The organism is Parapedobacter sp., assembly GCF_053550995.1.
Map to the genome: position 1 here is coordinate 1 of NZ_JBMQOC010000086.1, position 13,697 is coordinate 13,697.

Genomic DNA, 13,697 nt, shown 5'->3' on the forward strand with positions numbered 1-13,697 from the left:
ATTGACCATCTGTATCAGGATCAACATGAAAAAGATGTCAAATTAAAATTACACTACGGGGATCTGACGGTTTCAACCAACCTTATCCGCATAATTCAGGAAACGCAGCCGGATGAGATTTATAACCTGGCAGCAATGAGCCATGTTCAGGTAAGTTTTGAAACGCCGGAGTACACCGGCAATGCCGATGGCCTTGGAACGCTTCGAATTTTGGAGGCGGTAAGATTACTAGGATTAACTGCCAAAACGAAGATCTACCAGGCTTCTACCTCGGAACTGTACGGCTTAGTCCAGGCGGTTCCCCAAAACGAAAAAACACCTTTCTATCCACGCTCTCCCTATGCAGTAGCAAAGTTGTACGCTTATTGGATGACAGTGAATTACCGGGAAGCTTACAATATGTTCGCTTGTAACGGCATCCTTTTTAATCATGAAAGTCCGGTGCGCGGCGAAACGTTTGTAACGCGGAAGATTACCCGTGCCGTTGCCCGTATCGCACTGGGTTTGCAGGATAAGCTTTTCCTGGGGAACCTGTCGGCACAGCGCGATTGGGGCCATGCCAAGGATTACGTGGAGGCGATGTGGCTCATGCTGCAGCAGGACATGCCGGAAGACTATGTGGTGGCCACCGGCATTACCACCACGGTGCGCGATTTCGTGCGGCTGAGTTTTGCTGAATTGGGTATCGAGGTTGAATTCAGTGGAAAAGGGGAGCGTGAAAAAGGGGTAATTATCGATGTTGATGAATCGCGGCTTGCTTCACTGGGCATCGATGGCGCGGGCATCAAGTTTGGGCAAACCGTGGTAAAAGTGGATCCTACCTACTTCAGGCCCACTGAAGTGGATATGCTAATCGGCGATGCGACCAAAGCCCAACACCAACTTGGTTGGAAGCCGAAATATAATCTTGATGGATTGGTAAAAGATATGGTGCATGCCGATCTCCAGCTGATGCGTAAGGAAGAATACCTCCGCAACGGTGGTTTCTAGCCCGTTGGATAGCGTTTTATATGTTGGAACAATTTTTGCATTATGATGTAATGCTGTGTTAACGGCGGTTTTTGGTCTATAAACCATGCAAGAAATACATACGATGCAAGAAAAAGATACCGAATCCGTTCCGGAGGAATCGAGAAAGGATTCCACGAAGATTTACTTCTTTGTGGTAGCGATTGCTGCGTTGCTTGCAACCAATGTGTATTTTTACGTTAAATACAAAAGCAGTGACGATAAGGTGTACGAGCTCACGGATGAAAAAGTAAGTATGGAAGCTGAGATAGACCGTATCGAGGCGGAACTGGATCGGCTGACCGACGATAATATGGAACTCAACGCCGCACTGAAAAGTGCACAGGATAGTGTACGGTCTACGATTGCTGCCTTGCGTTCGGAACTGGCCAAGAGCAACCTTACCCGTGAGCAGTTGGGCAAGGCACAGCAGGAAATCAACCAATTGAAGCATCAGGTATCAAGTTACATGCATGAAGTTGAACTCCTCCGTAATCGGAATGCACAGCTGATGTCTGAGCGCGACGAGCTAAAGGAAGAAATCTCAACATCTTCCGATCGATTGGCCGAGCTGGAGGCACAGCACACCGATTTGGTTGGAATGGTGAAACTGGCTTCGGCCATCAAGGTCTCGAGTATATCCATCAATGGCATACGGCAACGGAGTAATGATAGGGAAAGTGTGGAATCGAGAGCGAAAAGGGTAGATAAATTCCGTATTGATTTCACGCTGGCAGATAACCCACTTGCTGAAATCGGTGACCACGATGTATATATGCGCGTAATTGACCCCAGTGGCAACCTGCGGATTGCGGATGACTACGGACTTTTTGAGGTAGATGGCCGACAGATGCAGTATACCTATAAAACAACGATCGGTTTTAAGAACGACGGAGCCGCTTACACCATGGCGTGGGCCGATAACCGAGGTTTCCAGAAAGGGACCTATACGATTTTACTCTATGCGGATAATGCGGTCATGGGGCAAAGCAGCGTCGTATTGAAATAACCTTAGCTGGTTCAGACTGCCGATTGCTTCGTGTTTATCGATGGAATGCGCAGGTAGAATGTTGTCCCCCTACCAACAAAAGTTTCGTACCTGATGCTGCCTCCCATCCCTTCCACAGCCTGTTTGACGAATGCTAATCCCAATCCCGTGCCCGAACTTTTTGTGGTGAAATTGGGCTGGAACAGTTTTTCTCTGGCTTCGGGATTGATGCCTTCGCCATTGTCTTGTATGGCTATCGCCACATAGCGTTCTGCGTCATAACTGATTGCGATATTGATCTGGCACCGTCGCTTGGTGATTGCAGCTTCGATGGAGTTTTTTATTAGATTATTGAAAGACCTCAGGAGCTGGTCGCGGTCGCCCTGTATCGTGATGGCATTTTCGCCGCAGGCATTTGTAATTGCAATCCGCACGCCCACGTTATTGCGGAACACTTCGACCGCCTTCGCCAAGATATCGAGCACGTCGACTTCTTTGAGCTGTGTGTCGGGCATTTTGGCGAATTCCGAAAATTCGGATGCGATGAGAGAGAGGCTATCTATCTGCTCGATGAACGATTCGCTGAATTTCTCGAAACGTTCTTCAAACCTGGGATCTTTTTCCTTCCAGGAACGTTCCAGCTGCTGGATGCCGAGTTTCAATGGCGTTAACGGGTTTTTGATTTCGTGGGCTACTTGTTTGGCCATTTCACGCCATGCCGATTCGCGCTCGGAGCGCATAATGGTATTCGCACTTTGTTCGAGCGCAACAATCATCAGGTTGTATTCCTTGATGAGGCTACCGATTTCGTCGTGCCGCTTCCAAAAGATAGGCTCGTTCGGCTGGCCGATGCTGGTCTTGGCGAGGCTTCGCTGTACCAGCGCGAGTGGCGCCGTAATCTTGTTGGCCACAAACACGGCGAATAGACCGAGTACCAGGATAACCAATGCATAGATGTTGATGAGGGTATTGAGCAGTAGACCGACATTCTGGTCGAATTCGTTGCGGTAACTGTAATGGGGCAAACTGAGGAAGGCCACCGCCTCATATTCATCGTTCCTGATGGGGGCATATGCAGCGATGAAATTCAGCCCGCCGATATGCTCGTGCTGTAAAAACTCGGATCGTTGGTGCCGGGCCATATGGAGCCACGCGCGCGGATGCATGTAGCGCGATAGGAGACGGAGGTCATAGATGCGCGGTTGCGTGGAATAAATCAGCTGCCCATCGGTATCATATAGATTGAGGTCGGCTGCAACTGATTCGGCGATGGTGTTGAATTGTTCATCCGCCGATAATCCCCTGTTCAGATCAAGCTCCTTGAGCCAACGAGATTCCAGCCTTGAAGCGATATCCACCACATACTTCAATACCCCATTTTCCTGCTGCTTCTTGAACTGGCTGCTTATGCTGAAAAATGTGATGATTCCGGCCACAATCAATGTGGTTACCACTGCCACCACCATAAATGTCTGGATACGGGTACTGTACAGTATCCTGTTGGATAGGATCAGGAAGCTCCAGCGGAGGTTCCGCAAGCTGAAATCATTACTGTTGAGCGTCAGTACCAGCCAGCGTGCGATGAACGCCAGTATGGCAAATAGCAGGAATACGAGGAAGATAAACGATAATCCGGCCAGTTGCATCCAACTGCTGCGTTGCGGGCTGCTTACCACAATCAAGGTGCGGCTATTTGGCCGCCGCATCATATGCTCGTAGTTGCCGTCGGTACCGAGTGAGATGAACTTGCGTTGTTCTGTGGGATAGGCGTCTGCCGATAGCGGATAGACGTAGTCGCCGTATTGGCTAACCAAATTGCCGTGGCGATAAAAAGCGTAGGCATAATCGGCAATCAATTCCGTCTGCTGTTGGTCGATCCTACTATCCGCCAGTATGTCCGGATAGGAAGATAGCTGGCTAAACGACCTATTTTGGAGTTCGATCAGCAAAATACCCAATAATTCACCGTTTTCATGTACGGGTAATTGGGCAAAGTATTCAAAATTTCCGAAGCGGCTGTTTCCGCGGTAGAAGTTTTCGGATACCTTGATTGCGCCCGAAATAACCTTTTCGCGGTAAGCTTGCCGCTTGCGGGCGGAGCTGCTGCCTATCGGTACCCAATCGGGGTCGTATTCGTTTGCCACAAATTCATAGCGCGAGAGATACCCGCTGAGGTAGGTCCTCTTCAGGTGTTCGTTGAGCAGTTCCCGGCTTTCGTTCCGTGGTCTCCTGAAATAATCGATAAGGGTAGGGTCTTTCACGATTTCCTTTTCCAAATCGTGGAAAAGTGCAATGGCATTTGCATCATCGACGGCCTCCAATCGAGAAATGGCAATTTTTTGCTTTTCCTCCTTTTTATAACGTTGGAATTGGCCATGCTTTATTGCCGTAATGGAGGCCAACAGCAATAAAGTAGCAATAAATACAGCCAGGTCGAACCTACGTTTCCGTTGGGTATACCACGCCCGCAATCCGATCAGTGCGCTCAGCAAGAGGAAGGTGAGGGGTGGGTTGCGGAATGAAAAGCCATCCAGGCAGATGGTTATTCCGGCGATGACCACTACGGCGATGCCGATAAGGAGTAGCCGTTTTTGATGGGGAATGAGGGCATGCGCGGCCTCTACCAATAAATCAATGAGCAGCAGCAGCGACAACATGCTCAAACACAATGCAAATATGCCAATCCAGCTGTAAAGACTGAGACCCAATATGTTGGTCACGTCAAAATTAATGTCGGAATTGGTCACCAATCCGGAGAATACATTAGCCATCGCATGACTAACACCATAAATCACAGCGCCCAGGATAAAGATGATCAGGATGCTCCCCATTTTGGTATGCCCTATCGTTGGGAAGCGGAGCTGTTTCCTGAACGTGTATACGTAGCCGATGAACCACGTGAAAGCGATGATGTTGAGCAGGAGTCCTCCCAGATGCGGGAAGAGGAAGCTGGATGCGAAATTCCGGGAGTCGAATAACCCCGTATAGAAATGGGAGGAGAGCCAACCGTAGTGCAGGTCCAGATAACGTATGCAGGCCAGGCAGCAGGCAAACAGTGCTATCGAAGACCAAACCCATCCTTTCCTGCCCAGCCAGATGCACATGATATTGAGCAGAAGTACGACGGAGAGCCCAGCGAGCATCCACATGGCCAGTTCAAGCTTCGAGAAAAAAGTATCATGGCGGCCCTCGCCCAGTTTCACCGAAAAAAGGTACTCGCCGGTGATGCTTCTGATATTGTAAATCAGGTGGTCATCGTAATTGGCAATTTCGAGGTTATTGGTTTCGATCAGGCTTTTAGAGAACCTATCTTGCAGGTATTCATTGTTCTTCTGGAACTCCGATTTTATGGGGACCAGAAATAATACCGAGAAGTTACCAGAGGTTTTTTTGATGGTTTCGTACCATCCGTTTCCGGTTTGGTCGATGATATCCACGCCATCGGCAATCCCCGCATCCGTTTTCGGAACAACCTTATCGGTACCCCAGAAAACCAGCTCGCTATTGATATAGATGAACGGATAGATCTGATGCCGGTCCACGAAATATTCGATAATGCCTTCGGCTTGGCTCACATCGGTTTCCAGCGCCTTGAGTGCTTGGAAACGGCTGGTGTCGTTCAAGAAATCGAATACAATCTGTTCTTTCTTGTGAAGGTTATTTTGGAGGTGTCGGCCATCGAGGAGCAGGATTTCCTCTTCGTTAAATGTCAGATTAATGGTGACGGCGGTGCCTATGAAGCATAACGTCAACACCAACAACAATAGCCGTATTTTGACAACTGTACTCACCGTTTATTGCCGCTAATTTACGTAAAAATAGAAACCCCCACAATACAACGTAATTGTGAGGGTTTCGGGAAGCGTTGGCCGTGGCCTAATGCACTTCTATTTCCTTGAATATTTTGGCGGTGAGGTATTCACGGTTCATCCGCGCGATATTGGTCAGTTTGATGCCCACAGGGCATTCGGCTTCGCAGGCCCCGGTATTGGTACAACTGCCAAAGCCTTCTGCATCCATTTGGTCAACCATGGCTTGGGCCCGGCTATACCGCTCGGTTTGGCCCTGGGGCAATAAGGCATATTGCGATATCTTGGCCGACACAAACAGCATAGCTGATGAATTTTTACAAGCGGCAACACACGCCCCGCAGCCAATGCACGTCGCCGATTCGAACGCCTCGTCGGCTACCACCTTCGGGATGGGGATACCGTTTGCATCGGGAACGCCCCCCGTGTTTACATTGACATAGCCACCTGCTTGCTGGATTCGGTCGAAGGCGGTCCTGTCTACCGCCAAATCCTTAATTACCGGGAACGCGGATGCGCGCCAAGGCTCGATGACAATCGTCTGGCCATCATGGAAACTCCGCATATGGAGTTGGCAGGTAGTGGTCAATTGTTTCGGGCCGTGCGGCCGGCCATTGATATATAGCGAGCACATGCCGCATATGCCCTCACGGCAGTCGTGGTCAAAGTGGATGGGGTCTTCACCTTTCCGTACCAGCTCTTCGTTCACCACGTCTAGCATTTCGAGAAAGGACATATCTGGCGATATACCATCTGCTTGGTACGTTACAAACTTACCCCTGGTATCACTATTTTTTTGACGCCATACTTTGAGCGTCAGGTTCATGTTTCCACTCATGGTTTTTTGCTTTATGCTTTGCTTCGCGTGCTTGGCTATATGCTTTACGCCTTATGCCGAATGCTAGCGCCTATCGTTTACTTATAACTTCGTTGTGTCAATTTAACGTATTCGAACTGTAAGGTCTCCTTGTGCAGCGCTTCCGGTTGGTCGGCACCTTTATACTCCCACGCAGACACATAACTGAAGCGCTCATCGTCGCGCTTTGCTTCGCCCTCGTCAGTCTGGCTTTCTTCGCGGAAGTGGCCACCACATGATTCACGGCGGGTGAGGGCATCGTCTACCATCAGTTCACCCAGCTCAAGGAAATCCGCTACCCGCCCGGCTTTTTCAAGCGACTGGTTCATTTCTTCGTTCTCGCCTAATACAGTTACATCGTCCCAAAACTCCTGCCGTAGTTCCCTGATAAGCCCCTTGGCCTTGGTGAGGCCCGCTTCATTGCGCGCCATGCCACAGTATTCCCACATGATGTGGCCGAGCTTTTTGTGGATGTCATCCACTGTTTTGTTCCCTTTCAATGAAAGCAAGCGATTGATGCGCTCTTCGACCTCTTTACGGGTTTTTTCGAAATTCGGATGGTTTTTATCAACGGGAGCGAAGCCTAGACCTGCCAGGTAATCACCCACGGTGTAGGGGATGACGAAATACCCATCGGCCAAGCCCTGCATCAGTGCAGATGCGCCCAGCCGGTTGGCCCCGTGGTCGGAGAAATTACATTCGCCCAGGGCATATAATCCAGGCACGGTTGTCATCAGGTTGTAGTCTACCCAAATCCCGCCCATGGTGTAATGTACGGCCGGATAGATGCGCATGGGTTGTTTATACGGGTTTTCGTCGGTGATCTGGTAGTACATGTCAAACAGGTTGCCGTATTTTGCCCGTACAGCATCTTCCCCTAGTCGCTTGATAGCGTCTTCGAAATCGAGGAATACAGCCACGCCGGATGCCCCGACGCCACGACCCTCGTCTACGACCTCTTTCGCGTTGCGGGATGCGACATCACGCGGCACGAGGTTACCGAAAGAAGGGTATTTGCGTTCCAAGTAGTAATCGCGGTCGCCTTCTTTAATATCTGCAATTTTAATTTCGCCCTTGCGCAGCTTTTGTGCGAGCTCTACGGTTTTCGGTACCCACACGCGGCCATCATTACGCAGCGATTCAGACATCAATGTCAGCTTGGATTGATGGTCGCCCGTTACCGGGATGCAGGTGGGGTGTATTTGCGTATAGCAAGGGTTGGCAAAAAAGGCACCCCGTTTATGGGCCCGCCACGCTGCGGTCACGTTACAGCCCATGGCGTTGGTAGACAGGTAAAACACGTTGCCGTACCCCCCCGTGCACAACAGTACCGCATGGCCTTCGTGCGCCTCGACCGCCCCTGTGACCATATCGCGCGTAATAATACCGCGGGCGTGGCCGTCGATGGTGACCAAATCCAGCATTTCATGCCGGTTATACGTTTTCACCGTACCTTTATGGATTTGGCGGTTCAATGCCGAATAGGCGCCTAACAAGAGTTGTTGCCCCGTTTGGCCACGTGCATAGAACGTCCGTGAAACTTGTGCACCACCAAATGAGCGGTTGTCGAGCAATCCGCCGTATTCACGAGCAAACGGCACTCCCTGCGCCACACATTGGTCGATGATATTTACCGATACTTCCGCCAAGCGGTGTACATTGGCTTCGCGCGAGCGGTAATCGCCCCCTTTTACGGTGTCATAAAACAGCCGGTAAACGCTGTCGCCATCGTTTTGATAATTCTTGGCGGCGTTGATACCGCCTTGTGCAGCGATAGAGTGCGCCCGGCGCGGACTGTCCTGGTAGCAAAATGTCTTTACATTATAGCCGAGCTCGGCAAGCGAGGCTGCCGCCGAAGAGCCTGCCAAGCCGGTACCCACCACGATGATGGTGTATTTCCGCTTGTTGGCCGGGTTCACCAACTTCAGGTTAAACTTATGTTTCGACCATTTTTCGGCCAACGGCCCTGCTGGTACTTTCGAATCTAACATCACAAAATAGCTAGTTTGCAAAAAAGAAGTATAGTGGCATGGCCGCAAACCCGATGGGGATAGCTACGCCGAACAACCAAATGCCAATAAAACGGATAAGGGGAGCATATTTTTTATGATCCCAACCCAAGGTTTGAAACGCACTTTTGAATCCGTGGATGAGATGGAATGAGAGTGCACCCATGGCAACCACATAAAATGCAACGAGTATCCAGTTGCTGAATGCAAATTGCACCTGTTTATATAGGTCCTTGGCTTTAAGTACCTCGATATCGTTGTCTACATATTTTACATAGTCGGTGTATTCTTCTCCAATCAGCTCCGTCACCTTAGTCTCCTGGGTGGCGAGATCGGTCCGATATTCTACGTAAGGCACCCCATCATTGTGGTACTTCCACCAGAAGTTACTCATGTGGGTTACGATAAATACAAGCAGTACGGTGCCCAGTATGCCCATATTGCGGGAATTCCAGGCGCTGTTGGCCGATCCGTGGTAGACCGCATAACCCACCGGCCTTGCTCTTTTGTTGTGGATGGTTAAAATCAACGCGTAAATAGCGTGAATAACGATGGACGCATAGAGCAGGTACGACACCACCTTAATCGGTGTGAAGTGCGTCATGAAATGGGCGTAGTCATTAAAAGCTTTCCCTTGGTCGTTATAAAAGAGCTGAAGGTTGCCGATGAGGTGGACAATCAGAAATGTGCACAAAAACAGACCGGTTAAGCTCATGACAAGCTTCTTCCCAAGCGATGAGGAAAGTAGTGGTTTGGACTTATTCATTCTCCTCTGAGTATTTAATTTTGGTAAGCAAATCTACCAATTGATTCAATACACGGGAAAACAAACAAGCAAAATCCTTAATTTAGAACTGTTCTAATGTTTTGGGGGCAAAATAAAAGCGCCATGCGGGAGTTCGCATGGCGCGGAATGTATCTTCTGTTGCTAACAGCGAGGGTTAAAATAACCGGTAGCCAATGCCTACGGTCCAAAGATTAACCTTCTGCGGCGCACTGTCATTCTTGCTCAATTCACTTAGCCCATGCTCATAACGTGCATCGATGCGGAAGTTGCTGATGTCGAGCCCAAGTCCGCCGGTTACAGCCCATGCTTGGTTTTTGTATTCACTGAATTCAGGAACTTGTGCCAACGCATCACCAATATTTTTGTCGACAACGAATGACACTACCGGACCGGCAACGATACGTAATCCGGCAGGTCCAAAGCCAATACGCGTGCCCAACAGCAAGGGCAGGTCCAGCGAGGTAAAACTCACTTTACCTTCTTCGTTTTCTTCGACTAGCTTGGCTTCCGAGCTTTTACCGGTTAAATATAACTCAGGCTGAAAGTGTATCCCCGCTCCGCCAACACGTGCCCAAACACCCGCTTGGTAGCCGGTACGGGTACTTGCATCTAGCCAATTACCTTCGTCAGACTTCAAGCTGGAAAAGTTGAGGCCCGCTTTTACCCCGAATTGGAGGCTCGGCAGCAATTGGGCGTTGGCGCCGAAAATCGTGGCGGTTACGAGAAATGCAATAATAAAATACTTTTTCATAGCATAATCATTTTTAAATGTCTATTCGTATACTGTTTCGCAACCGCAGCAAATTTCAAGCCGAAAATTGTTGCAATACCGGTGGCATAGGGTGCCTTCAAGACTGATTTAGGCTTCCCTTACCGTAGGTCTACCCATTCTTTACCTGTTATTTACCACATAGGTAAAGCTTTGGTAAGGAATAGGTAAAGCTTTGGTAAGGAATAGGTAAGGAATAGGTAAGGAATAGGTAAGGAATAGGTAAAGAATAGGTAAGGAATAGGTAAGGGAGAAGTAAGGCAGTACTAAGTGAATGGTAAGAAAAAGGTAAGGAACGGGTAAGGAATGGCTAAGGTTGCGCCGTAAAAACAGTGGCCATTTGCACATCAAAGCAACATTCGCTAGTTTTGTAGCAAATCAATGGTATATGGCTGATATCAAAATGACCTTGGAGGAATGGGAAATAGCGAAAGCGAAGTTCCGGCGTAAATACAATCATCTTTCTGATGAAGACCTTGCATTCGAGCCAGGGAAAGAAGACGCGTTGATCAGCCGGTTGGCGGAGCGCGTGCGGCGAAGCCCCGACTATATCTTATTTACCCTGAAAAAAGGAATCGCCGATCTCGAAAGTAACCGGTTATAACGATCGAAACCCTGAACGTAAGTCGATGGATGAAATTTCGTGGCATGATTTTGAGAAGGTGGAACTGCGTGTAGGCACCATCGTAGCCATCAATGAATTTCCTAAAGCACGTAAGCCGGCCTATAAGCTGACCATTGATTTTGGCGCAGAAATCGGGGTACGCCAAAGCAGCGCACAGATAACCAAACATTACGGTAAGGAAGAATTGGTCGGAAAGCAGATTGTCGGCGTGGTCAATTTCCCGAAGAAGCAGATCGCTGATTTCATGTCGGAGTGCTTGGTGACCGGTTTTGCCGATGAAAATGGCGATATTGTACTGAACACGGTGGAGCGCCCTGTGCCAAATGGAGCCAAGTTAATGTAAGCTGGCGCTCACCGAATGGTTTCTCACACCTCATATCTCGCATCAAGTATCTCAAGTCTATATGAAATACGTCAACTTTGAAGATTCCGGAGACGCTATCCCCGACGAGGTATATATGAGGGAGGCACTCCGTGAGGCGCAAAAAGCGTTTGACATGGGGGAAGTGCCCATCGGTGCCGTGGTCGTTGCGGGTGGACGGATTGTCGGGCGTGGCCATAACCTTACCGAGCGGTTGAACGATGTGACAGCCCATGCAGAAATGCAGGCATTCACTGCTGCCGCAAGTTACGTCGGCGGCAAATATTTGCGCGATTGCACGTTGTATGTTACCATCGAGCCCTGTGTGATGTGTGCCGGTGCCGCTTATTGGGCGCAAGTAGGCCGCATCGTATTTGGCGCAATGGATGAGAAGCGTGGTTATTCGAAATTAGGCAATAACGTATTACACCCCAGGACAACCTTAACCCATGGCGTGCTGGAACAGGAATGTGCCGCATTGATTACGTCATTTTTCCGTAATAAACGCACCCATCGGTGATTTGAAATTACGGGGGCAAACAAAACGGTCCCAACAAATGTTGACCTTACGCCGTTCTTACCGGAATTAGTTCGGGTAGGGCGGTCGGGTGGTTGCAATTATCTGCAACTTTGACTAAGTTTGTCCAACACGAAATTTTTAATTTTTAACTTAAAACAATACATACTATGGCTTTTGAATTACCGGCGTTACCCTACGCCACAGATGCACTGGAACCCCATATCGATAAAGAAACGATGGAAATCCACCATGGCCGCCATCATAAGGGTTATGTAGATAACCTCAACAAGGCGATTGCGGGGACCGACGCTGAGAATCTTTCTCTCGAGGACATCTGCAAAAATATCTCGAAATATAGCGGTGCCGTACGCAACAACGGTGGCGGCCATTATAACCACTCCTTGTTTTGGACCGTGCTGTCGCCAAATGGTGGGGGTTCACCCTCGGGGGACTTGGCTGCGGCGATAGACGAAGCTTTCGGCTCGTTTGACGAGTTGAAGAAAAAGCTGCAGGGAGCCGGTGCTACACGGTTCGGATCAGGCTGGGCAGGGCTCGTGGCGGATGGCTCCGGCAAATTGCAAGTAACTTCCACACCCAATCAGGATAACCCTCTTTTTGATATTGCTGAAGTGAAAGGTACGCCTATCTTGGGAATCGACGTGTGGGAACATGCCTATTATCTGAAATACCAAAACAAGCGCCCGGGCTATTTGGAGGCCATTTTCAATGTAATCGATTGGGATGCCGTAGCCAAGCGCTACGCCGATGCGAAATAGTAAATAGGAACTGCAATAAGAAGGCGGCGACATACGGTATATGCGCCGCTTTTTTTGTGTAAGGTCTGTTCTCTCATGTCTAACGTCTAGTGTCTTATGTCTAACGTTTCAACCCAAAAAGCAATTGTCCTCCACGGCGTCAAGGAGCCGTTGGTATTAACGGCAATGCCGATTCCATCCATTGGCCCGGACGAGGCCCTTGTACGTATCAAAGCTGCCGCGCTCAACCGGCGGGACTGGTGGATACAACAGGGGCAATATGCGGGCCTTCAATTTCCCATCGTGCTGGGCTCGGATGGTGCGGGCATTGTAGAACAGGTGGGTAGCGATAGCCATCGCCATTGGGAAGGCCGGGACGTTGTGATCAATCCATCTTTGCGATGGGGCGATAAGGAAGCTTATCAAGGAACATCGTTTCACATCCTCGGATTACCCCAAGACGGTACCTTCGCGGAGTTCGTGCGCGTGCCCATCGGTAATTTGCATGAAAAGCCGATACACCTCTCGTTTGAAGAAGCAGCGGCGCTGCCCTTGGGCGGACTAACGGCTTACCGTGCGCTCTTCAGCCGCGCCGCCCTAAAAAGCGGCGAGAAAGTACTGGTCGTGGGGGCAGGCGGCGGCGTAGCCACCTTTGCGTTGCAATGGGCCGTGCATGCCGGGGCTACGGTATACGTTACCTCAAGTACATCAGCCAAGATTGGGCAAGCCATGGCCTTGGGCGCGGCGGGAGGTGTTTTATATACCGATGATGACTGGTCCCAGCAGCTGAACGAACAAGCCGGCGGTTTCGATGTCATTGTCGACAGCGCCTTGGGCGAGGGTGCCGCGCACCATCCCGACATGGCTAATCCCGGTGGTCGAATTGTTTTTTTTGGGGGCACGGCAGGAAATCTGCCTGCATTGAATGCCAGGAAAATCTTTTGGAAACAACTGTCGTTATTGGGCACCACCATGGGCTCACCGACCGATTTCGCCGCAATGCTAGCTTTTGTGAACAGGCATGGCGCCGTACCGGTTATCGATGCCACGTACCCCATAGAAGAAGCGGAGGCAGCATTACGCCAAATGGATAAGTCGACCCAGTTCGGTAAAATCATATTAACGGTATCAACTACCTAAAATGGTGTATTTTGCGTATTTCGCTCGAAAAGCCATCTCAGCCTTCGTACCTTTGTTTATAGAAAGGAAG

12 protein-coding genes are annotated in these 13,697 nt (G+C 49.7%); 7 read left to right on the top strand and 5 right to left on the bottom strand.

What is annotated here, in order from left to right; translation table 11 throughout:
• A partial coding sequence (gmd, locus tag ACO1NT_RS11860) for a GDP-mannose 4,6-dehydratase (protein ID WP_449048842.1) occupies nt 1–990 on the top strand: 990 nt, incomplete at its 5' end.
• Between the two features lie 85 nt (nt 991–1,075).
• Nucleotides 1,076–2,017 (top strand): hypothetical protein, encoded by a 942-nt coding sequence (locus ACO1NT_RS11865; RefSeq protein WP_449048843.1) that lies wholly within the window; start codon nt 1,076–1,078, stop codon nt 2,015–2,017.
• Between the two features lie 11 nt (nt 2,018–2,028).
• On the opposite strand, the gene ACO1NT_RS11870 is transcribed toward ACO1NT_RS11865, so the two are convergent.
• The 5 genes from ACO1NT_RS11870 to ACO1NT_RS11890 form a co-directional block, all read right to left on the bottom strand.
• Nucleotides 2,029–5,787, bottom strand: coding sequence for an ATP-binding protein (locus ACO1NT_RS11870; RefSeq protein ID WP_449048844.1), 3,759 nt, complete (start codon nt 5,785–5,787; stop codon nt 2,029–2,031).
• Between the two features lie 85 nt (nt 5,788–5,872).
• Nucleotides 5,873–6,643: a succinate dehydrogenase/fumarate reductase iron-sulfur subunit gene (locus tag ACO1NT_RS11875; RefSeq protein ID WP_449048845.1), complete on the bottom strand. Its 771-nt coding sequence runs from the start codon at nt 6,641–6,643 to the stop codon at nt 5,873–5,875.
• Nucleotides 6,644–6,720: 77 nt separating this feature from the next.
• On the bottom strand, nt 6,721–8,652 hold the full coding sequence (locus ACO1NT_RS11880; protein WP_449048846.1) for a fumarate reductase/succinate dehydrogenase flavoprotein subunit: 1,932 nt from the start codon (nt 8,650–8,652) through the stop codon (nt 6,721–6,723).
• A gap of 10 nt (nt 8,653–8,662) precedes the next feature.
• Nucleotides 8,663–9,436, bottom strand: coding sequence for a succinate dehydrogenase cytochrome b subunit (locus ACO1NT_RS11885; RefSeq protein WP_449048847.1), 774 nt, complete (start codon nt 9,434–9,436; stop codon nt 8,663–8,665).
• Nucleotides 9,437–9,611: 175 nt separating this feature from the next.
• On the bottom strand, nt 9,612–10,208 hold the full coding sequence (locus ACO1NT_RS11890; protein ID WP_449048848.1) for a porin family protein: 597 nt from the start codon (nt 10,206–10,208) through the stop codon (nt 9,612–9,614).
• 406 nt (nt 10,209–10,614) lie between these two features.
• Between ACO1NT_RS11890 and ACO1NT_RS11895 the strand changes: the two genes are divergently transcribed.
• The 5 genes from ACO1NT_RS11895 to ACO1NT_RS11915 all read left to right on the top strand — a co-directional run bounded on the left by ACO1NT_RS11895 (nt 10,615) and on the right by ACO1NT_RS11915 (nt 13,627).
• Nucleotides 10,615–10,830, top strand: coding sequence for a hypothetical protein (locus tag ACO1NT_RS11895; RefSeq protein ID WP_449048849.1), 216 nt, complete (start codon nt 10,615–10,617; stop codon nt 10,828–10,830).
• A gap of 25 nt (nt 10,831–10,855) precedes the next feature.
• Nucleotides 10,856–11,194 (top strand): tRNA-binding protein, encoded by a 339-nt coding sequence (locus ACO1NT_RS11900; protein WP_449048850.1) that lies wholly within the window; start codon nt 10,856–10,858, stop codon nt 11,192–11,194.
• 61 nt (nt 11,195–11,255) lie between these two features.
• Entirely contained in the window at nt 11,256–11,732 is a 477-nt protein-coding gene (locus ACO1NT_RS11905; RefSeq protein ID WP_449048851.1) for a nucleoside deaminase, read from the top strand.
• Between the two features lie 167 nt (nt 11,733–11,899).
• Nucleotides 11,900–12,508 carry a superoxide dismutase gene (locus ACO1NT_RS11910; protein WP_449048852.1) on the top strand — a complete coding sequence of 203 codons (609 nt, stop codon included), beginning with the start codon at nt 11,900–11,902 and terminating at the stop codon, nt 12,506–12,508.
• Between the two features lie 96 nt (nt 12,509–12,604).
• Entirely contained in the window at nt 12,605–13,627 is a 1,023-nt protein-coding gene (locus ACO1NT_RS11915) for a zinc-binding dehydrogenase (RefSeq protein WP_449048853.1), read from the top strand.
• The last annotated feature ends 70 nt before the right edge of the window (nt 13,628–13,697 follow it).

Bases quoted from the DNA above. Each gene is read 5' to 3' on its own strand.
- ACO1NT_RS11875 (WP_449048845.1), bottom strand. From the start codon at position 6,643: ATGAGTGGAAACATGAACCTGACGCTCAAAGTATGGCGTCAAAAAAAT.
- ACO1NT_RS11880 (WP_449048846.1), bottom strand. From the start codon at position 8,652: ATGTTAGATTCGAAAGTACCAGCAGGGCCGTTGGCCGAAAAATGGTCG.
- ACO1NT_RS11915 (WP_449048853.1), top strand. From the start codon at position 12,605: ATGTCTAACGTTTCAACCCAAAAAGCAATTGTCCTCCACGGCGTCAAG.
- ACO1NT_RS11905 (WP_449048851.1), top strand. From the start codon at position 11,256: ATGAAATACGTCAACTTTGAAGATTCCGGAGACGCTATCCCCGACGAG.
- ACO1NT_RS11885 (WP_449048847.1), bottom strand. From the start codon at position 9,436: ATGAATAAGTCCAAACCACTACTTTCCTCATCGCTTGGGAAGAAGCTT.
- ACO1NT_RS11895 (WP_449048849.1), top strand. From the start codon at position 10,615: ATGGCTGATATCAAAATGACCTTGGAGGAATGGGAAATAGCGAAAGCG.
- ACO1NT_RS11900 (WP_449048850.1), top strand. From the start codon at position 10,856: ATGGATGAAATTTCGTGGCATGATTTTGAGAAGGTGGAACTGCGTGTA.
- ACO1NT_RS11910 (WP_449048852.1), top strand. From the start codon at position 11,900: ATGGCTTTTGAATTACCGGCGTTACCCTACGCCACAGATGCACTGGAA.
- ACO1NT_RS11890 (WP_449048848.1), bottom strand. From the start codon at position 10,208: ATGAAAAAGTATTTTATTATTGCATTTCTCGTAACCGCCACGATTTTC.
- ACO1NT_RS11865 (WP_449048843.1), top strand. From the start codon at position 1,076: ATGCAAGAAATACATACGATGCAAGAAAAAGATACCGAATCCGTTCCG.